Origin of the sequence: Sinorhizobium sp. NFACC03 (genome assembly GCF_900103435.1) — a bacterium.
GTDB lineage: Bacteria > Pseudomonadota > Alphaproteobacteria > Rhizobiales > Rhizobiaceae > Ensifer.
Map to the genome: position 1 here is coordinate 89,564 of NZ_FMXF01000018.1, position 20,279 is coordinate 109,842.

At 64.2% G+C, this 20,279-nt stretch carries 18 protein-coding genes; 14 read left to right on the forward strand and 4 right to left on the reverse strand.

Features of this window, described 5'->3' with window-relative positions:
* From BLU35_RS21640 to BLU35_RS21655, 4 genes are all read right to left on the reverse strand, one after another.
* Positions 1-819: an ABC transporter permease gene (locus BLU35_RS21640; protein ID WP_057253338.1), complete on the reverse strand. Its 819-nt coding sequence runs from the start codon at positions 817-819 to the stop codon at positions 1-3.
* Positions 819-1,685: an ABC transporter permease gene (locus tag BLU35_RS21645; protein WP_058321833.1), complete on the reverse strand. Its 867-nt coding sequence runs from the start codon at positions 1,683-1,685 to the stop codon at positions 819-821. Before BLU35_RS21645 ends, BLU35_RS21640 begins: the two co-directional genes overlap by 1 nt.
* A gap of 291 nt (positions 1,686-1,976) precedes the next feature.
* Positions 1,977-3,137: a polyamine ABC transporter substrate-binding protein gene (locus tag BLU35_RS21650; protein ID WP_058326781.1), complete on the reverse strand. Its 1,161-nt coding sequence runs from the start codon at positions 3,135-3,137 to the stop codon at positions 1,977-1,979.
* A 70-nt stretch (positions 3,138-3,207) separates the two neighbouring features.
* Positions 3,208-4,290: an ABC transporter ATP-binding protein gene (locus BLU35_RS21655; protein WP_093234426.1), complete on the reverse strand. Its 1,083-nt coding sequence runs from the start codon at positions 4,288-4,290 to the stop codon at positions 3,208-3,210.
* Between the two features lie 218 nt (positions 4,291-4,508).
* Between BLU35_RS21655 and BLU35_RS21660 the strand changes: the two genes are divergently transcribed.
* The 14 genes from BLU35_RS21660 to BLU35_RS21725 all read left to right on the forward strand — a co-directional run bounded on the left by BLU35_RS21660 (position 4,509) and on the right by BLU35_RS21725 (position 20,277).
* Positions 4,509-5,279 (forward strand): helix-turn-helix transcriptional regulator, encoded by a 771-nt coding sequence (locus BLU35_RS21660; protein WP_502688166.1) that lies wholly within the window; start codon positions 4,509-4,511, stop codon positions 5,277-5,279.
* 231 nt (positions 5,280-5,510) lie between these two features.
* On the forward strand, positions 5,511-6,476 hold the full coding sequence (locus tag BLU35_RS21665) for a sugar-binding transcriptional regulator (protein ID WP_058321867.1): 966 nt from the start codon (positions 5,511-5,513) through the stop codon (positions 6,474-6,476).
* A gap of 122 nt (positions 6,477-6,598) precedes the next feature.
* Positions 6,599-8,041 carry an extracellular solute-binding protein gene (locus tag BLU35_RS21670; RefSeq protein ID WP_058321836.1) on the forward strand — a complete coding sequence of 481 codons (1,443 nt, stop codon included), beginning with the start codon at positions 6,599-6,601 and terminating at the stop codon, positions 8,039-8,041.
* Between the two features lie 185 nt (positions 8,042-8,226).
* Positions 8,227-9,150, forward strand: a complete 924-nt coding sequence (locus BLU35_RS21675) for a carbohydrate ABC transporter permease (RefSeq protein WP_058321837.1) — start codon at positions 8,227-8,229, stop codon at positions 9,148-9,150.
* Positions 9,151-9,161: 11 nt separating this feature from the next.
* On the forward strand, positions 9,162-10,019 hold the full coding sequence (locus BLU35_RS21680) for a carbohydrate ABC transporter permease (RefSeq protein ID WP_057253349.1): 858 nt from the start codon (positions 9,162-9,164) through the stop codon (positions 10,017-10,019).
* 3 nt (positions 10,020-10,022) lie between these two features.
* The gene (locus tag BLU35_RS21685; protein ID WP_093234428.1) at positions 10,023-11,141 is read left to right on the forward strand and encodes an ABC transporter ATP-binding protein; all 1,119 of its coding nucleotides are present in this window, start codon (positions 10,023-10,025) and stop codon (positions 11,139-11,141) included.
* Positions 11,138-12,262: an ABC transporter ATP-binding protein gene (locus BLU35_RS21690; protein WP_093234429.1), complete on the forward strand. Its 1,125-nt coding sequence runs from the start codon at positions 11,138-11,140 to the stop codon at positions 12,260-12,262. The genes BLU35_RS21685 and BLU35_RS21690 overlap by 4 nt, the downstream gene beginning before the upstream one ends.
* Entirely contained in the window at positions 12,262-13,839 is a 1,578-nt protein-coding gene (locus tag BLU35_RS21695) for an FGGY-family carbohydrate kinase (protein WP_093234430.1), read from the forward strand. The genes BLU35_RS21690 and BLU35_RS21695 overlap by 1 nt, the downstream gene beginning before the upstream one ends.
* Positions 13,836-14,873 (forward strand): 2-hydroxyacid dehydrogenase, encoded by a 1,038-nt coding sequence (locus BLU35_RS21700; protein WP_093234431.1) that lies wholly within the window; start codon positions 13,836-13,838, stop codon positions 14,871-14,873. The genes BLU35_RS21695 and BLU35_RS21700 overlap by 4 nt, the downstream gene beginning before the upstream one ends.
* Before the next feature lie 10 nt (positions 14,874-14,883).
* Entirely contained in the window at positions 14,884-15,546 is a 663-nt protein-coding gene (locus BLU35_RS21705) for a class II aldolase/adducin family protein (RefSeq protein WP_093234432.1), read from the forward strand.
* A 12-nt stretch (positions 15,547-15,558) separates the two neighbouring features.
* A complete protein-coding gene (locus tag BLU35_RS21710; protein WP_093234455.1) occupies positions 15,559-17,094 on the forward strand; it encodes a glycerol-3-phosphate dehydrogenase in 1,536 nt (511 codons plus the stop codon).
* An 11-nt stretch (positions 17,095-17,105) separates the two neighbouring features.
* On the forward strand, positions 17,106-18,158 hold the full coding sequence (locus BLU35_RS21715) for a class II aldolase/adducin family protein (RefSeq protein WP_093234433.1): 1,053 nt from the start codon (positions 17,106-17,108) through the stop codon (positions 18,156-18,158).
* Complete coding sequence (locus BLU35_RS21720; protein WP_093234434.1) at positions 18,155-19,435, forward strand: FGGY-family carbohydrate kinase; 1,281 nt, start codon at positions 18,155-18,157, stop codon at positions 19,433-19,435. The genes BLU35_RS21715 and BLU35_RS21720 overlap by 4 nt, the downstream gene beginning before the upstream one ends.
* Positions 19,432-20,277 carry a TIGR01459 family HAD-type hydrolase gene (locus tag BLU35_RS21725; protein ID WP_093234435.1) on the forward strand — a complete coding sequence of 282 codons (846 nt, stop codon included), beginning with the start codon at positions 19,432-19,434 and terminating at the stop codon, positions 20,275-20,277. Before BLU35_RS21720 ends, BLU35_RS21725 begins: the two co-directional genes overlap by 4 nt.
* Positions 20,278-20,279 lie beyond the last annotated feature (2 nt).

Below are 20,279 nucleotides of genomic sequence, written 5' to 3' on the forward strand. Positions count from 1 at the left end.
TCACTCCCCGGATTTTGTTTTCTTCTCTCGCATCAGGATGCGGGCGGTCAGGATCAGAAGCAGCGAGGCGACAAGCACCAGCGTCGCGATCGCGTTGATCTCGGGCGTCACGCCGCGGCGGATCGAGGCGAAGACGTAGATCGGTAGCGTGGTTTTCGAGCCCGCGACGAAGAAGGCGATGATGAAATCGTCGAAGGAGAAGGTGAAGGCCAGAAGAAAGCCGGCGAGGATCGACGGCAGGATCTGCGGCAGCACGATCAGCCGGAAGGTCGTGAGCGGTGTCGCGTAAAGGTCGCTTGAAGCCTCGACGATATCGCGGCCGAGGCTGGCGATGCGGGCCTTCACGATCATCGTCACCAGCGCCATCGAGAACAGGCCGTGGGCGGCGATGATCGAGCCGTAGCCGAGGCCGAGCTGCGGCGGCTGATCGCCCGGCCAGATGGTGGCGAGCGCCGGATTGATGAAGGAGAAGACGGCGACCAACGCCACCAGCGTCGCGATGCCGATGACGACGCCGGGCACGACGATTGCCGCTGCAAAGAGCGCATCGAAGATCGCCCGGTTGCGCGGCGCCAGCCGCTCCATGCCAAGGGCCGCCATGGTGCCGAAGATCGCCGCAAGCGTGGCGCTGGTGAAGGCGATTAGCAGGCTGTTCTGCAAGGCCGAGACCAGGAAGGTGTTGCCCAGCGCCTTGCCGTACCAGGCGGTCGAAAACCCGGTGAACTCGCTGGCGTTACGCCCGGCGTTGAAGGAGAACAAGACGACGAGCGCGATCGGCGCGTAGAGGAAGAGATAGACGGAAGAGATAAAGGCGCGCATCAGACGAGATCCACCTGTCTTGTGCCGGCAACGCGGAAGGCAATGCGCATCGCCACCATCAGGATCACCACGACAACGGCAACGAGGGTGACGGCGATCGCCGAGCCGAAGGGCCAGTTGCGCGATTGCAGGAAGAGATCGACCAGTGCATTGCCGATGAAGAACACTTTGCCGCCGCCCAAGAGCTGCGGGATCAGGTATTCGCCAAGAAGCAGGATGGTCACCAGCGCGACACCGGTCATCACCCCTGGTAGCGACAAAGGCAGGGTGACGCCGAAGAAGGTCGAGACCGGCTTGGCGCCGAGATCGGCGGAGGCTTCGAGCAGCCGGCGGTCGAGTTTTTCGAGGCTCACATAAATCGGCATGATCATTAGCGGCAGGTAGCCGTAGACGATGCCGAGCAGCACGGCCCCGGGCGTGTTGAGCATCCTCACGTCCTCGATGCCGATCATCGACAAAAGGTTCGGGATGCCGCGCGAGCCAAGGATGTACATCCAGGCATAGGTGCGCACGAGCAGGCTGGTCCAGAAGGGTACGACCACCAGCGATACGAGGATCAGCCGGTAGCGCGGGTTCGCCTTGACCGCGAGGTAGTAGGCGACCGGATAGGCGATCAGCAGGCAGGCGAGCGCGCCGATCGGCGCGAGAACGAGCGTGTTCCAGAAGGCCGCCGCACGTGTCGGCAGGTTGGCGAACTGGGCAAAGGTGAAGGCCGCCTGATAGCCGCCTTCCGGTGCGCGTTCGCCGAAAGCGAAGACCAGCATGGCGATGAATGGCAGCACGAGGAAGATCATCAGCCACGCCGCCGCCGGCGCCACCAGCGCCGCCGTCACCAGGTTTCTCTTCGTATTCGTTGCCGCGGGCATGTAAATCTATCCATCTGGTTTCATTAGCATTTCGGCCCGGCATCCGCGCGGTGAGGGAAGCCCCTCGTCCGGTCTGCCGGCCCCCTTCTCCCCGCAGGCGGGGCGAAGGGGGACTCGTGGCGCCCGCTCGGTCCCACGCATGAGAAGCGGGAGATAGGAGCGGGAAGGTTGCTGCCTGTCCCTTCTCCCCGTCAGAACGGGGAGAAGGGACAGGCAGGCGGATGAGGGGCAGTTCCCTCACCACGCATGCGTTTCCCTCACCGCATGGATGAGGGGCAGTCGCAGTTTCGATCAAGCCGACTTGAAGCGCGCCATCAGTTCGGCGCGGCCGGGGTCGGTCAGCGTCACGGCGGCGCCGAATTCGAGCGGGGTCAGCGATGCCTCGTCCGGATAGACGATCTTGTTGCCGGTCACGTCGGCCGGCAGCAGCTTCAGCACGCGGCTGTCGGTGGTTGGTGCGCCGTTGGCGATGTGCTCCTTCATGGCGTTTTCCGGCGCCATCAGATAGTTCAGCAGGGCATAGCCGGCGGCCTTGTTGGCGGCACTCTTCGGGATCGCGTAGAAATCCGACCAGATTTCACCACCGTCCTTGCCGAGCACGAACTGGATTTCCGGCATGTCGCGGTTGAGCTGGGCGCCGTCATTGGTCCAGCACATGGTCATCCAGGCATCGGTCGCGCGCATCGACGGCTGGTAGTCGCTGTTGATGGCGTAGAGATGCGGCTTCACCTTGATCAGCAGCTCCTCGGCCTTGGCTAGTTCGTCCGGCTTGATCGAGTTGAAGGAAAACCCAAGCGATACCAGCGCATTGCCGATGGTGGTGAGCTGGTAGTCGTGGACCATGGCGCGGCCGTCGGCCTCGGTCATGGCGATCTCGAAGAAGTCCTTCCAGCTGGTCACCGGCGTCTTGATCTTTCCGGAGTTGAGCGCGATGCCGGTTGTGCCCCAGTTCTTCGGCACGGCATAGGTCTTGCCGTCGACGACGCCTTCGTTTGTGAAGCGCGCCGTCTCGGTCGAGGCGTCGTAATTCGGCAGCTTCGACAGATCGAGCTCGTCGATGAGGCCGAGCTTCACATAGGTGGAGATCGTGTAGTTGGTGGGAACGAAGAGGTCCCAACCGGTGCCGCCGGCCTGGAGCTTCGCCAGCATTTCCTCGTTGGAGCCGAAGACATTGACCTCGACGGCAACGCCGGTTGCCGCCTGGAAGGCCTCGAACGTCGCGGGGTCATGGTAGTTCGGCCAGGTGGCGATCGACATCTGCGTGCCGAGATCGCCGGCGAAGGCGGTGGAATTGAAGAGGCCCGGCTGGCGCGCGAGAACTGCGGTCGCAAGCCCGAGGCCGGTGACGCCGAGGAAGTGGCGGCGCGTAACCGAGCCGCGCTTCAGGCGCATCAGTTCGTCCGAGAGCTGATCGGCGGTGATAGGGGCATTTTCTCTGTACCATTTGCTCATGACGCTGTTCCCTTTATCGTTTGACGTTCATGCGTAGGCGGCAGAACCGGCTTGGTGAGGCCGGGAGAGTTCAGGCTGGAAAGACGTGCAGCGCGTTCGGATCGAAGGCGAGGCCGACCTTTTCGCCGGGCTCCACCAGTTCGCTGTCGCCGAGCGTGCGACGGTCGGCCGTCACCAGGAAATCGCCGAGCCCGTCGACCGCGACGGAGTATTCGACGGCTGAGCCCAAAAAGATCCGGTGAGTGACGGTGCCGGCAAGCGCGTCTGCGCTGGCGGCGCCGTTGCGCGTCAGGCGGATCGCTTCGGGCCTGAGCGCCACCGTTGCCGCACCCTTCGTTCCATTGACGGCAGGGGTGGCGAAGCGGGCGCCGTTGGCAAGGACAAGCGACGAGGCGCCGTCGACGGTCGCATCGATGCGGTTGGTCTTGCCGACGAAATCGGCGACGAAGAGGCTTGCGGGACGATCGTAGATCTCCTGCGGCGGGCCGACCTGGACGATGCGGCCGGCATTCATGACGCAGACAAAATCGCTCATCGACAGCGCTTCTTCCTGATCGTGGGTGACGAGCACGAAGGTGATGCCGAGCTCGCGCTGCAGCGTCTGCAGCTCGATCTGCATGGCGGTGCGCAGCTTCTTGTCGAGGGCGGCGAGGGGCTCGTCGAGCAGCAGCACGTTCGGCTCGACCGCCATGGCGCGGGCGAGCGCCACGCGCTGCTGCTGGCCGCCGGACATTTCGTGGATGCGGCGCTTGCCGAAACCGCCGAGCCGTACCATCTCCAACGCCTCCTGGGCGCGGCGGGAAATCTCGGCGCTGGCGATGCGCGGCCGCATCTGCCTCAAGCCGTAGGAGACGTTCTGCTCGACATCGAGATGGGGAAACAGCGCATAGTGCTGGAACACCATGTTGACCGGGCGGCGGTAGGCGGCAACACCGTTCATCGGCTCGCCGCTGATGAAGACCGTGCCCTCGCTCGGCTGCTCGAAGCCGCCGATCATGCGCAGGCAGGTGGTCTTGCCGCAGCCGGAAGGCCCGAGAAGCGCCATGAAGGCGCCACGCGGCACCTCGAGATTAATGTCCGATACGGCCGTCACGGCGCCATAACGTTTGGCGACCGAACGGAATTCGATGTCGTTCGTCGAAGCGGATGTCACGTCTGTTCCCTGCGGTTGTTTTCGGATGCAGCCAGGAATCTCCGTCCTGGCACTCCACCGTCATTGATACGCAGCCTAGTCAGCGCGCACCCTGCCGGTATATACCCCGAGAGAGGTATTTCAACGTGGAATGCTCTGTGTGAGGAGTATACCCCGGAGCAGGAAATATCGGCCGGGAGGGCGGTTTGAGCGTCGATCTCGAGGGGCTTTTTCAGGTCATGGCATCGTTGGTGGCAGGTCCTGCGCTAGACGACGAGGCGGTCGGCACCGCCTATCGGCGGCTGATGTCGACGCTGATGACCTTCGACTATGTGGTCGTCTTTGCCTATCGCGGCAAGGAACGGCCGATCGATCTCTTCAGCACCTTCAACGCCAAGGATCATGTGCTTTTCGTCAGCCTCTACCAGGCGGGGCCCTATCTGCTTGACCCGTTCTACCATGCGGCGTCACAGGGCAAGCCGGGCATCTGGCGGATGCGGGAGCTTGCGCCCGATCGGTTCTTCTCCTCGGAATACTACCGCACCTACTATGTGCAGACCGGGCTTGCGGAGGAAGTCGGCTTCTTCGTGCCGGTCGACGAGCAGATCACCGTCGTGCTGTCGCTGATGCGGCGCGAGGCGACGGGGCCGTTCAGCCCGGCGGAGTTTGCGCTGTTGAAGAAGGTCGAGCCGCTGGTCTCGGCACTGGTGCGCCATCATTGGGCGGGTCTCGGCCGACGGTTCGATGCGGCGCTGGCGAAAACCGGCCGCAGCCGCCGCAAGGCGACGCATCCACCGGCCGATGGCGTCTGGCAGCATCTCAATCTGACGGAGCGGGAATCCTCGATCATCGAACTGGTTCTGCAGGGCCATTCGTCGGAATCGATCGGCCTCAGGCTCGGCATCTCCACCGGTACGGTCAAGGTTCACCGCCGGAACGTCTACCGCAAGCTCGGCATTTCCTCGCAGACGCAATTGCTGTCGCTGTATCTGAGAAACCTCGGGCAGTAAGCCGTGTAGGCGCCGCCCATCACTGCATGCCCGCCCGTAGCGGCGCCCCGACGGCGCGCCGCGCCGGTCGATGCCGGCTCTCCCAATCCCATTCCTCCACAAACGTGATCGATCGCGCGGCTGATCGCTATTGACATTTTTTGCACGACATGAAATTTCTTTCATCAACGGATAAAAATATCACGCTGTGCAAAAAATATCATGCAGCGCAATAAGGACCGGGTGGAGACAATGACGATTGGCGGGACAGGTATTCGTGACGACGAGACCAGCATGGCGACGCGGGCGGCCTGGCTGCACTATGCCGGCGGGCTGACCCAGGCCGAGGTCGCCAAGCGCCTGGGGCTTACCTCGCTCAAGGCCCATCGGCTGATCATGAAGGCCAACCAGGAAGGACTGGTGAAGGTCTATATCGACGGCGAAGTCTCGGAGTGTGTCGAGCTCGAGCAGGCGCTTTCGGCGCGCTTTGGCCTCGACTATTGCGAGGTGGTGCCGGACTTCGATTCCGACGATCTGCCCCTGAAGGCGCTCGGCATTTCCGGCGCGCAGTTCCTGAAGCGCGAGATCGAGCGCGGCGAGACGGCACTGGTCGGCGTCGGCCACGGCCGCACGCTTGCCGCGTGCGTCGAATACCTGCCGCGCATGGCAAGCGGCAACACCCGCTTCGTGTCGCTGCTCGGCGGGCTCACCCGCAAGTTCTCGGCCAACCCGCATGACGTGATCCACCGGCTCGCCGAGCGCACCGGTGCGGAGGCCTATGTCATGCCGGTGCCGTTCTTTGCCAACACGGTCGAGGATCGCGACGTGCTCTTCAGCCAGCGCGGCGTGCGTGAGGTCTTCGATCTCGCCAAGACCGCGGATCTCTTGATGGTCGGCATCGGCACCGTCGAGCGCGAGGCATCGCTGGTCTCGACCGGCATGATCGAGATGAGCGAGATCGAGGAAATCCAGAAGGGCGGGGCGATGGGCGAATTGCTCGGCCACTTCTTCGACAAGGACGGCGCACCAGTCGAAACAGCGTTGTCCGACCGGACCTTCACGCTCAGCCGCGAGGACCTGAAGAACCGCCGCACGGTTGCTGTGGCCGGCGGCAAGATCAAGGTACCGGCCATTCGCGCCGTGCTCGCAAGTGGACACTTAAGCGGCCTTATCACCGACGAGCGGACGGCACGGGCGCTTGCGGCCGAAAGCGCATGAGGCGCTGAGACATTCGAGGCCATGCGGAGGGCAGGGAGGATCTGCCGTTCGGGTCTCAAAGGGAGGAATACCGGTGGGGTAGCCGGCAGTCGCAATCATACCCGCAACGGAGGAGAAGACGGATGTACGAGAAGGAGAAGGACCTCATCAGCGCATTCCTGCGTGGGGAGGTGGACCGCCGCGGCATGCTCAAGGGATTGGGTGCGGCAGGCTTGACGGCCGGCACGGCCGGCACGTTGTTCAACATGATGTCGACCCAGGCGCTCGCCGCCGATTTCGACTGGAAGGCGCATTCCGGCAAGAAGCTGAAGCTGCTTTTGAACAAGCACCCTTACGCCGATGCGATGATCGCCAACCTGCAGGCCTTCAAGGATCTGACCGGCATCGAGGTCACCTATGACGTCTTTCCGGAAGACGTCTATTTCGACAAGGTGACGGCGGCGCTGTCGTCGGGCTCGGCCGAATACGACGCCTTCATGACCGGCGCCTACATGACCTGGACCTATGGCCCGGCCGGCTGGATCGCCGACCTCAACGAATGGATCAAGGATCCGGCTAAGACCAACCCCAACTACAACTGGGACGATTTCCTTGCCGGCGTGAAGAACTCCTGCGCCTGGAACGGCCAGCCGGGCGGAGCGCTTGGGTCGGAAGACGCCAAGCAATGGTGCATTCCGTGGGCGTTCGAACAGAACAACATCACCTATAACCGCGAGATGTTCGACAAGGCCGGCGTCGAATTACCGAAGAACCTCGACGACATGATCGCGGTCGCGGCCAAGCTGCAGAAGGACATCGGCGGCATTTACGGCATCGGTGTGCGTGGTTCGCGCTCCTGGGCGACGATCCACCCGGGCTTCCTGTCGGGATATGCCAACTTCAACCAGAAGGACCTGAACGTCGGCGCGGACGGCAAGCTGTCGGCAGCGATGAACACCGCGGAATCGAAGGCCTATCACGCCAAGTTCGTGCAGATGATCCAGGAAAGCGGCCCGAAGGACTGGTCGACCTATACCTGGTATCAGGTCGGCACCGACCTTGGCGCCGGCGCGTCGGCGATGATCTTCGACGCCGATTGCCTGGGCTACTTCATGAACGGCGGCGACAACAAGATGGCTGGCAAGCTCGGCTATGCCGCCTTTGCCGCAAACCCGGAAGCGACAGCCTCGACGCCGAACATCTGGATCTGGTCGCTCGCCATGTCCAACTTCTCCAAGGACAAGGACGCCACCTGGTACTTCCTGCAATGGGCCTCCGGTCCGGAGCATGCGCTGTTCGGCGCCACCAAGATGGACTTCGTCGATCCGGTTCGCCAGTCGATCTGGAAGGACGAGATCTTCCGCGAGAAGCTGAACGGCAAGTATCCGGGCTACGTCGAAATGTTCGACGCTTCGGCCGCCGGCGCCTCCATCAAGTTCACGCCGCAGCCGCTGTTCTTCGACGTCACCACCGAATGGGCGGCGACGCTGCAGAAGATGGTCGCCAAGCAGGTGCCTGTCGATGAAGGTCTCGACCAGCTTGCAGAAAGCATCAACCGCCAGCTCCAAGAGGCGGGTCTCGGCTGATAGGCCTCCCAAGCGATGCCCGGCGCTGACAAGCGCCGGGCATCCCGAGATGCCGGCTGAGCCGGCCTGTTGCGACCGGTTTGAGGTTGCACCGAAATCAACCCGAGATGCCGAGGGACTGGCGCGGCGCCTATAGGCTCCCGCGTGCCGCGTGCTCTTTAAAGACTTCAGGAACGGAGCTCGACATGGCTTCAACAGAAATCCTCCGCAGACCGGCCTCCGGTTTCAGGATCAGCAGGAAGATGCTTCCCTACGTGCTGAGCCTGCCGGCGTTGCTCGTGTGCATCGGCATCCTCATCCCGTTCTTCACGGCGGTAATCTATTCCTTCCAGCGCTATCGGCTGAGCCAGCCCTGGGCGCGCCAGTTCAACTGGGGCGAAAACTATCTCAACTTCGTCACCGACCCGGCCTTCTGGAACACGCTCAAGGTGTCGCTGCTCTATGCCGGGCTCACCGTGACGCTGGAACTCTTGCTCGGTCTCGGCATCGCGCTGCTTTTGCAGCGGCGCTCGACGGTCAACAACTTCATCTCGATCATGCTGCTTCTGCCGCTGATGATCGCGCCGGCGCTCGCCGCCTTGATGTGGAAGCTGATGACCAATCCGAGCTTCGGCATCCTCAGCTATCTCGCAAGCCTCATCGGCCTGCATGATTTCCGCTGGGCGTCCTCGCCGGACACCGCGCTTCTGACCGTCGTTCTCGTCGATATCTGGGTCTACACGCCCTTCATCATGATCCTGCTTCTGGCGGGTCTGCGCTCGCTGCCGACGCAGCCCTTCGAGGCGGCGGCCCTCGACGGCGTGCCGCGCAGCTTCGTCTTCTTCCGCATCACGCTGCCGATGCTGACGCCCTATATCCTGACGGCGACGCTCTTCCGGCTGCTCGACAGCATCCAGCAGTTCGACATCATCTATGCGATGACGCAAGGCGGACCCGGCAACACGCTCACCGTCTTCCAGGTCGAGGCCTATCTCAACTTCTTCCAGTCGACCAATGTCGGTCGTTCGGCAGCGCTTCTGATCATCCTGTGGGCGATCACCTACACGCTGTCCAACGTCTTCATCAAGAACTGGCTGCGGCTGCGCGAACGCGCTCGCGGCGAAGCTTAAGGGAGGGACCAATGGAAACCATGTCTCCGCTCGAACGGGTCTTGCGCGGTCTCGCCCTCACGCTCGTCGTCGTCTTCTTCATGTTCCCGATCTTCTGGATCTTCCTGATGTCGTTCCAGACGAACGAGACGATCCTCGCAATCCCACCGTCGATCGTGTTCTCGCCGACGCTCTCGAACTATGCGGCGCTGATCACCGGCAAGCTGCAGACGGCGGCCGGTACGCTCGACATCGCCTTCATGCGCAATCTCGGCAACTCGATCTTCCTGTCGGTCGCCTCCGTTGCCGTAGCGCTCGTGCTCGGCGTGCCCGCGGCCTATGCGTTTGCCCGCCACAAGTTCAAAGGTTCGGAGGACATCGCGTTTACGCTGCTGTCCTTCCGCTTCGCGCCGCCTCTCCTGGTGCTACTGCCGCTGACGCAGTATTTCCAGTGGCTCGGCCTCTCCAACACCTATTTCGGCCTGATCTGGGTCTACCAGCTCATCTGCCTGCCACTCATCCTCTGGATCGTGCGCGGCTACTTCGAGGATATCTCGGCCGACGTCGAATATGCCTATCGCATCGCCGGCCATTCCTGGTTCGCGACCTTCCGCAAGATCGCCCTGCCGCTCGCCGGACCCGGCATTGCCGCCGCCGGCCTGCTCGCCTTCATCTTCGCCTGGAACAACTTCGTCTTCGCGCTGGTGCTGGCGTCCGCCGACAAGCAGCCGGTGACGGTGGGCGCGCTCGCCTTCGTCACGTCCTCGGGCATCCAGTACGGGCAGATCGCCGCCGCCATCGTGCTCTCGGTCACGCCGACGCTCGCACTTGCACTCTACGCCCAGCGCTACCTCGTCGAAGGCCTGTCGCTCGGCGCGGTGAAAGGGTAACTCATGACCACGCTGCAACTGAAGAATATCGTCAAGCGCTACAAGAGCCAGACGGTTCTCGACGACCTGACGCTCGACGTCGCCGATGGCGAGCGGCTGGTGCTTTTCGGCCCTTCCGGTGCCGGCAAGACCGTGCTGCTGCGATTGGTCGCCGGCGTCATCGAGCCGGACGAGGGCCGGGTGCTGATCGGCGGCGAGGACATGACCGATGTCGATGCCGAGCATCGCGGTGTCGGCATGGCCTTCCAGAACTTTGCGCTCTTCCCGCACATGAGCGCCTTCGACAATATCGCAAGCCCGCTGACGGCGACGAAATCGTCGAAGGACAGGATCGCCGCCGGCGTGCAGAAGGTCGCGAAACTGCTGAAGATCGACCATGTGCTGAGCCATCACCCAAAGGCGCTTTCCAACGGCCAGAAGCAGCGGACCGCGCTTGCCCGCGCGCTCGTCGGCTCGCCGCCGCTTCTGCTGCTCGATGATCCCTTGCGCAACGTCGATGCAAAGCTCCGCTTCGAGATGCGGCTGGAACTGCCGCGGCTGCTCGCGGCGCAAGGCGCAACCGTCGTCTACGTCACCCAGGACTACAAGGAGACGATGGCGCTCGGTGACCGCATCGCCGTCATGGCCGCTGGCCGCATCCGCCAGGTCGGAACGCCGCAGGAAATCTACAATGCGCCGGCTGATATCGAGATCGCGCGGCTCTTCGGCGATCCCACCATCAACCTGCTCGATGTCGTGCCGCAGCGTGGCGGTGAAGGCGTCTTCGTCGAACTCTCGAATGTCCGGGTGCGACTGGCCGATTACGGCGCCGACGTCGTCGGCAGACAATGCGTGCTCGGTCTGCGCCCAGAGGCCTTGAGCTTCGTCGATGCCACCGCGCCCAGTGCGATCCCTGTGACGGTGGAGGCGGAAACGCCGCTCAACGAAAAGACCGTGACGCTGGCACTGACCGCGCGTGGCCGCGAAATCCTGGTGTCGCGTCCGGCTGGTACGCCTGGTCCGGTCGCAGGCCCGGCCCATATTGCCGTCAATGGCTCCCAGGCCTTCCTCTTCGACAAGACGAGCGGCGCCCTGCTGCCGCGCGCCGACCTCGCAGCCAAGCGCAATGGAGAAGCGGCATGACCGACACCGCTCTTTTGATCAAGGACGTCGACAAGTTCTACGGCCCTGTCGATTACGGCGTGCATGCCGTGAAGAAGCTGAACATGGATGTTCAGAAGGGCGAGATCATCGCGCTGCTGGGCTCGTCCGGCTGCGGCAAGACCTCGACATTGCGCATGATCGCCGGCTTCGAGGCGGTCTCGCGTGGCACGATCTCGCTTGCCGGCCGGCCGGTGCAGACCTTGCCGCCGGTGCGCCGCAACGTCGCCATGGCGTTTGAGGGCTATTCGCTCTACCCGCCGCTCACGGTGCGCGAGAACATCGCCTTCGCGCTGAAGGCGTCGAAGCTTTCGCAGGGCGTCGTCGACGAGAAGGTCGCTGGTATCGCCAAGCTCTTGGAAATCGAGGACATCCTCGGGCGCTACCCGAGCTCGATCTCCGGCGGCCAGCAGCAGCGCGCCTCGCTTGGGCGGGCTCTCATCCGCGATGCCAGCCTGCATCTGCTCGACGAGCCGATGGGACAACTGGAGCCGCAGCTTCGCGCGCTGCTTCGCGGCCGCATCAAGCACTACATCAAGGAGCGCGGGCTGACGGCGATCCTCGTCACCCACGACCAGACCGAGGCCAACGCGCTCGCCGACCGCATCGCCGTCATGGAAGGCGGGGTGCTGCAGCAGTTCGACACCCCGCAGAAGATCAAGGAGCGGCCGGCCAATCTCTTCACCGGCACCTTCGTCGGCGAGCCGCCGATGAACGTGTTCGAGGCGAGCGTTTCGGGGTCGGAGAGCAAGGTAGCCTTCGGCCTCAAGGATGGCGTGCGGCTCGAATATCCGGCCTCCGATTTTTCGCATGCGGTGCGCGACGCGCTGGTCAAGCGGCAGAAGGTGGTGCTCGGCATAAGGCCCTATTCGGTGCGCCGCAGCGCCGACGGCGTCACCGGCCGCGTCGCCGTCAACCAATGGCTCGGCGACCAAACCCATATCGCCGCGGATTTTGCCGGCGGCACCATGGTGCTGGTCGAGCACGACCGGACGGAGCTTGATGTCGGCCAGCCGATCGGCATCCATCTCGACCCGTCGAGCCTGCATGTCTTCGACGGCGAAAGCGGCCGGGCGATCAGCCATGGACAGGAGCTCGCCTGATGCGGGACATCCTCATCGGCATAGATGCGGGTACGTCGGTCATCAAATCGGTGGCCTTCGACCTGCGCGGTCGGCAGATCGCCATGGCGGCCCTGCCGAACGCCTATGAGGCCGTGGGCCGCGCCGGCAGCGTGCAAGATCTCGACCGCACCTGGGCCGATGCGGCAGCGACGCTCAAGCAGCTCTCCGACAAGATCGAAAACCTCCCTGGCCGTGTTGCCGCGATCGCGGTGACCGGTCAGGGGGACGGCACCTGGATGATCGACAGGGACGGCGCGCCTGTCGGCAAGGGCTGGCTCTGGCTCGATGCGCGCGCCGGCGAGACGGTGGAGCGGCTGCGCGCCGACAGCGGCGATATCGACCGCTTTCAAAGCACGGGCGTGGGGCTCGCCGCCTGCCAGCAGGGCCCGCAGCTTCGCTGGATGCGCGACCATGCGCCCGAGATGCTCAACGGTGTCGCAACGACGTTCCATTGCAAGGACTGGCTCTATTTCAAGCTGACCGGCAAGCGGGCGACCGACCCATCCGAGGCCAATTTCAGCTTCGGCAATTTCCGCACCCGCAGCTACGACGACGACGTCATCGCCTTCCTCGGCCTCGAAAAGCTGAAGCATGTGCTGCCCGAGATCGTCGATGGTGCCTCGACCCATCACCTGCATTCGGCCGAAGCCGCTCGCATCACGGGGCTCACCGAAGGCACGCCTGTTGTGCTCGGTTACGTCGATGTGGTCTGCACCGCGCTCGGTGCCGGCCTCTATGATCCCGGCACCGATACTGGCTGCTCGATCATCGGTTCGACCGGCATGCATATGCGACTGGCCAACGGTGCCGACGATGTGCGCCTCAACCGCGACTTGACCGGCTACACCATGTGCATGCCGATCCCGGGCACCTATGCGCAGATGCAGTCGAATATGGCAGCGACGCTCAACATCGACTGGATCCTGTCGGTGGCATCCGGGCTGCTCAAGGGCATGGGCGTCGAAAAATCGAAGGACGAACTGCTTTCCCATGTCGACGGCTGGCTTGCGGACGCCAAGGACACGCCGCTGATCTTCCAGCCCTATATCTCGGAGGCGGGCGAGCGCGGGCCTTTCGTCGACGCCTCGGCCCGCGCCTCCTTCGTCGGCCTCTCGATCACCCACGGTTTCGGCGACATGGTGAAGGCGGTCTTTGACGGGCTCGCCATGGCGGCGCGCGATTGCTACGCGGAAATGGGGCCGCTGCCGGCGCGCATCCAGCTGACGGGTGGTGCTGCCCGCAGCGCCTCGCTCCGCCGCATCCTCGGAGCGGCGCTCGGCGCCAGCGTCCAGACGAGCGAACGGGAAGAGGCGGGTGCTGCCGGTGCTGCCATGATCGCCGCCGCCTCGCTCGGCATCTATCCCTCGATGGCCGATTGCCTCGGCGATTGGGTCACCCCCTACCAACGACCGGCGGAAGCCGCCGATCCGGTGCTTAGCTGTCGCTTTGACGAACTCTTCCCCGCCTACCAGCAGTCGCGAACAGCGCTCAGACCCGTCTGGCACGCACTCTCCCAAAGTGCTGACGCCGGAAATCAACAGGAAACACCGAAATGAAGAAGATAGCCATTATCGGCGACCGGTTCATGCTGCCGGATGTGTTCCGCGACAAGATCGTCGAGGCGACCGGCAACGGCCATGACATCCGCACGCTCGAACTGCCCTGGCCCGATGTGCCGATGGAGCACGGCTATGCCGTCGAAGGCATGGACGGGCTGAAGGAATACCTCGGCAAGCCCGAGGACATCGTCGAATTCATCGGTGACGCGGAAATCCTGGTGACGCAGCTGGCGCCGTTGTCTCGGGGGATGCTCAAGGCGTTGCCCGGCCTGAGGCTCGTTGCGGTTTCACGCGGCGGACCTGTGAATATCGACATGGGTGCGGCGCGCGACGCAGGTGTGCGCGTCGTCAACACACCCGGCCGCAATGCAAGCGCCGTTGCCGAATTTACCCTCGGCGCGATCCTCGCCGAGACGCGGCTGATCCGCACCGGCCATGAGGCGCTGCGGAAGGGCGAATGGCGCGGCGATCTCTACCGCGCCGACCGCACCGGCCGCGAACTCTGCGAAATGACCGTTGGCGTCATCGGCTACGGCAATATCGGCACCAAGGTCGTGCGTCTGCTGCGCGCCTTCGGCACCAAAGTGCTGGTGCACGACCCCTATGTGCAGCTTTCGGCGGACGACCTCAATGCTGGCGTCGAGCAGGTCTCGCTCGACGATCTTCTGTCCCGCTCGGACCTCGTGACGCTGCATCCCCGCGTCACGGAGGAGACGCGCAACATGATGAACGCCGAGACCTTCGCCAAGATGAAGCCGGGCGCGATCTTCGTGAACACGGCGCGTGGCCCGCTCTGCGACTACGACGCGCTCTATGAAAACCTGCTGAGCGGCCATCTCTCGGCGGCGATGCTGGAGACCTTCGCCGTGGAGCCGGTACCGGAGGATTGGCCGCTGCTGCAACTCCCCAATGTGACGCTGACGCCGCATATCGCCGGCGCCTCGGTGCGCACCGTGACCTTTGCCGCCGAAATGGCGGCCGAGGAAGTCCGCCGCTACATCGCCGGCCTGCCGCCAGTTCATCCCTGCTGAGGTGACAGTTATGAGCGAACGCGAACTGCGCCAGTCGATCGTCGACCATTGCCGCCACATGAACGCCATCGGGCTCAACCAGGGCACGTCGGGCAATATCAGCCTGCGCCACGGCGAGACCATGCTGGTGACGCCCTCGGGCATTCCCTATGACGAGATGACGGCCGAGATGATCGTCGCCATGCCGATCGAGGGCGAATACGGAAGCTGGTCAGGGCCGAAGAAGCCGTCGGTCGAATGGCCGTTTCACCTGGATATCCTGCGCGCTCGGCCGGAGGTCGGTGCCGTCGTCCACACCCATGCGATGTATTCGACCATTCTGGCGATCGCCCGCAAGCCGATCCCGGCCTGCCACTACATGATCGCGGCCTTCGGCGGCAGTGATGTGCGCGTCGCGGACTACGAGCGCTATGGCACCAAGGCGCTCTCCGACAGCGTCTTGCGCGCCCTCGAAGGCCGCAGTGCCTGCCTGATGGCGAACCACGGCATGATCGCGACCGGCGCGAGCCTGGAGAAGGCGATGTGGGCGGCGGTCGAGCTCGAGACGATCGCCAAGCAGTACTACCACACGCTGCTGATCGGCGGCCCGGTGCTCCTGTCGGAGGCCGAGATATCAGGCGTGATCGAGGGCTTCTCCACCTATGGCCTGCAGGACAAGACGAAGGCGGCGTGAGGCATGGCGGCGATGGCGACAGGAGTAACGACGGTGGGTTCCGAGACCAGAGTGTATGATCTGTTTGTCATCGGCGGCGGCGTCAATGGCGCGGGCATTGCGCGCGACGCCGCCGGGCGAGGGCTTTCGGTTCTCTTGTGCGAGAAGGACGATCTGGCGCAGGGCACGAGCTCGCGTTCGGGCAAGCTGGTGCATGGCGGTCTGCGCTATCTCGAATATTACGAGTTTCGTCTGGTGCGCGAGGCGCTGATCGAACGCGAGGTGCTGCTTCAGTCCGCGCCGCACATCATCTGGCCGATGCGTTTCGTGCTGCCGCACAACCCGGAGGATCGGCCGGCCTGGCTCGTGCGGCTCGGGCTCTTCCTCTATGACCATCTCGGCGGACGCAAACGGCTGCCGGGGACGCGGAGCCTCAATCTTTCGACCGCGCCGGAGGGCGCGCCGATCAAGCGCGAATACCGCAAGGCGTTCGAGTATTCCGACTGTTGGGTGGATGACGCCCGCCTCGTCGTCCTGAACGCGCTCGATGCCCGCTCCCGTGGCGCCCGGGTCTTGACGCGCACCGCCTGCAGCGCGATCCGCCGGCGCGACGGGCTCTGGTTTATCGAGATGACCGATACGCGAACCGGCGCCAAGACCGAGGCGAGGGCACGGTGTGTGGTCAACACGGCCGGCCCCTGGGTCAACGACGTGATCGGCCGGATCGGCGGGCTGAACTCCAGCCGCAGCGTGCGCCTCGTCAAGGGTAGCCACATCGTCGTGCCGAAGTTCTGGGAGGGGCGGCAGGCCTATCTGGTCCAGAACCCGGACAAGCGGGTGATCTTCATCAACCCCTATCAGAACGATCTGGCGCTGATCGGCACGACGGACATCCCCTATGAAGGCCGGCCGGAGGACGTATCGGCCGACGGCAACGAGATTAGCTATCTGCTGAAGTCGGTAAACCGCTACTTCAAGCAACAACTGACCTCTGACGATATCGTCTATAGCTTCTCCGGCGTGCGCCCGCTCTATGACGACAACGCCGAGAACCCCTCCGCCGTCACCCGCGACTATATTTTCGAGGTCGATGCGGCCGATGGCCAGGCGCCTCTGCTCTCGGTCTTGGGCGGCAAGATCACCACGTTCCGCAAGCTTTCCGAACATGCATTGGAACGGCTGAAACCCTTCTTCCCCAAGATGGGACCGGCCTGGACGGCACGCGCCCATCTGCCGGGCGGCGACATGGCGGATGCCGATTTCGAGCAGTTCCTGGGAGATCTCAAGGCACGCTACCGCTTTCTGCCCGCCGATCTCGCCAAGCATTATGCGCGGCTCTATGGCACCAGGACGCATGCGCTGCTTGCCGGTGCCACCGCGGTCGAGGATCTCGGGCCGGCCTTCGGCTCGCTCCTTCGCGAGCGCGAGGCGCGCTTCCTCATCGACAACGAATGGGCGCTGACGGCGGACGACATTCTTGACCGTCGGACCAAACACGGCCTGCACATGACACTGGCCGAGCGGCAGGCCTTCACCCATTGGCTGGAACGTCAGCAGGCGGCGGCTTGAAGGAGACCGAGATGCGAAGTCTGGAATTCGAAGCGCTTCTCGATCTTTCGGCCCGTATCGGGTCGGATCCGCTGCTGGTGCAGGGGGCGGGCGGCAACACCTCGATCAAGGAGGGTGGGGCGCTCTGGATCAAGGCCTCGGGGCTCTGGCTGGCGCATGCCCGCCAGCGCGACGTCATGGTGCCAGTGGCGCTCGATCCGTTGCTCGATGCGCTGGAGCGCAATGATCCGGCGACGGAGAAGGCCCAGGACTTCGTGATTGCCGAGCGCAACCCCTCTGGCCTGCGCCCTTCGATCGAAACGACGGTGCATGCGCTGATGCCGCAGAGGGTGGTGGTGCATGTGCATTGCGTCGAGACGATCGCGACGGCGGTGCAGACGATCGGTGCCGCGATCGCCGCCGAGCGGCTCGCCGGTTTCCCGCATGTCTTTGTACCCTATGCCCGGCCGGGGTTGCCACTTGCCAGAGCTATAGCCGAACGGGTGCAGGACAACACCTCGGCGCTGGTTCTCGGCAACCATGGCCTTGTCGTCGCTGCCGAGAGCGTGGTCGATGCGACCATCCTGCTGACCGACATCACGCGCTGCCTGACCGGGCAGAGGCGGGAGGCGCCGACGGCGGATGTGGCGGCCCTTTCGCGGCTTGCCGTCGACAGCGACTACCGGCTGCCGGAGGATCCGTACCTGCACGCGGTGGCGGCCGACCTCGACAGCTGCCGGCTTGCCGCCGGCGGCAGCCTCTATCCCGACCACGTGATTTTCCTCGGCAAGGGCGTCGTAGTAGCCGCTCCCGGCGAGACCGCGCTTGCGATCGAGGCGAAGCGGCGTGCTGCCGGCGAGAGCCTGCCGCCGTTGCTGCTTTTCCCCGGCAAGGGCGTGCTGGTGCAGAAGGAGATGTCCGCCGGCGCCTTCGCCATGGCGCGGTGCCTTGCCGACGTGACGGCACGCATTCCGGCGGATGCTCGCCTGCGCTACCTGACGGAAGCGGAAAACGCGGAACTTCTCGGATGGGATGCTGAGAAATACCGCCAGGAGCTCAACCGCGCCGGACAGGTGCTGCAATGAGCGGTGACAAGCTGGTCCTCGGCATCGATATTGGCACCTCGGGCGCGCGGGCAGTGGCCATGGCCGCGGATGGCGTCGTCGTCGCATCGGGTGCGGCGAGACTCGCGTCCTTCTCCGGGGATCATCGCGATCCCATCGGCTGGTGGAAGGCGGTGCAGGCGGCGCTCGGCGAAACGCTCGGAAGTATCGACAGGCGACAGGTTACAGCGCTCGCGATCGACGGCACGTCCGGAACGATGCTGCCGGTCGATCAAAGCGGTGCGCCGCTGGCGACGCCGATGATGTACAACGATCCGGTTGCCGACCGGGCTCTTCTCGATGCGGTTTCCGCCCATGCGCCGCGGGAGAGTGCTGCCCATGGCGCCACATCCGGCCTTGCCAAGCTTCTCGCCTTCCAGTCGGTGCCGGATGTTTTCCGGGTGATCCATCAAGCCGATTGGCTCGCCGGGCACTTCACCGGGCTCTATGATGTCTCCGACGAAAACAATGCCCTCAAGACTGGCTACGACCCGGTATCACGCTCGTGGCCGGAGTGGATCGGAAGGACGGGGGCGCGTGTCGAGCTTTTGCCAGACGTGCTGCCAGCCGGCGCGCCGATCGCGACCATCGCGCCGGCGGCGGCCGAAGCCTTTGATCTACCGGCCGGCGTGGTGATCGTTGCCGGCACCACGGACGGGTGCGCCTCGTTCCTGGCAACGGGCGCCGATCAGCCGGGGGACGGCGTCAGCGCGCTTGGCACGACTTTGACGGTGAAGATGCTCTCCGAACGGCCGCTGTTTGCGCCGGAATATGGGCTCTACAGCCACCGCATCGGCGAGATGTGGCTTGCGGGTGGGGCATCCAATACCGGCGGGGTGGTGCTCGCCGAGCATTTCTCGCCGGAAAGGATCGCCGTGCTTTCTGAGGAGATCAACCCGGTCGTCGATACCGGGCTCGACTACTATCCGCTCGTCAAACCCGGCGAGCGTTTTCCGGTCGCCGATTCGGATTTTCTGCCGCGGATGAGCCCACGGCCGGCCGACGATGCGACCTTTCTGAAGGCAATCTTCGAAGGCATTGCCGGGGTCGAGAGCCTCGCCTACCAGCGGTTGGCCGCGCTCGGCGGGCCGACGCTTCGTTCGCTCCGCAGCGTTGGCGGCGGCGCGAAGAATGCGGCCTGGACCGCAATCCGCGCGCGCAAGTTCGGCGTGCCATTCCTGCCGGTTCTCTCGGAGGAGGCCGCCGTCGGCACGGCGCGGCTTGCGCTGGCCGGCGCCAGGAAGGCAGGTGTGCTGTGACGGTCGTGCAAACCATCGAGAGGCTGAGTGCGATTGCCGATCGCTACGATGCGTTCTTGATCGACCAGTTCGGCGTGCTGCGCGACGGGCGCGGATCCTACCCGGGGGCGGCCGAAACGTTGGTGCGGCTGAAGCAGGCCGGCAAGCGCATCGTCATCCTCTCTAATTCGGGCAAACGCTCCGCGGAAAACGACCGCCGTCTGGTCGATCTTGGTTTCGTTGCCGGCAGCTGGGACTGGTTCCTGACCTCGGGCGAGGTCGCCTGGCAGATCCTGAAACGGGAAGGTGAAGGCGTAAGCGGCGGGGCGCGCAAATGCCTGCTCATCAGCCGCGACGGCGACGTCTCGCCAATGACGGGCCTCGATCTCGAGCGCAGCGAAAACGGCGCGGATGCCGATATCGTGCTTCTTGCGGGGAGCGAAGGCGACGTCTATCCGCTCTCTCACTATGAGGCGTTGCTGGCGCCGGCGGCCGCGCGTGGCGTTCCGTGCCTCTGCACCAATCCCGACAAGGTGATGCTGACGAAGACCGGAAATGCCTTCGCCGCTGGGCGTATCGCCGAGCTTTACGAAGAGCTCGGCGGTAGCGTGCGCTGGATCGGCAAGCCCTTTGCCGACATCTACGCCTCTGCGCTCGATTTCCTTGGGCATCCCGACCCGACGCGGGTCGCAGCCATCGGCGACAGCATCGAGCACGACATTGCGGGGGCAGCGAGTGCGGGGCTTCATTCTGTCTTGGTCACAACGGGGATTCTGGAGCAGGCCTCCGACGAGGAACGCCGCCGGCTCTTTGCCGAACATGGCGCGTCCCCCGATTTCATCCTTCCGAAATTTCTCTGGTAGCC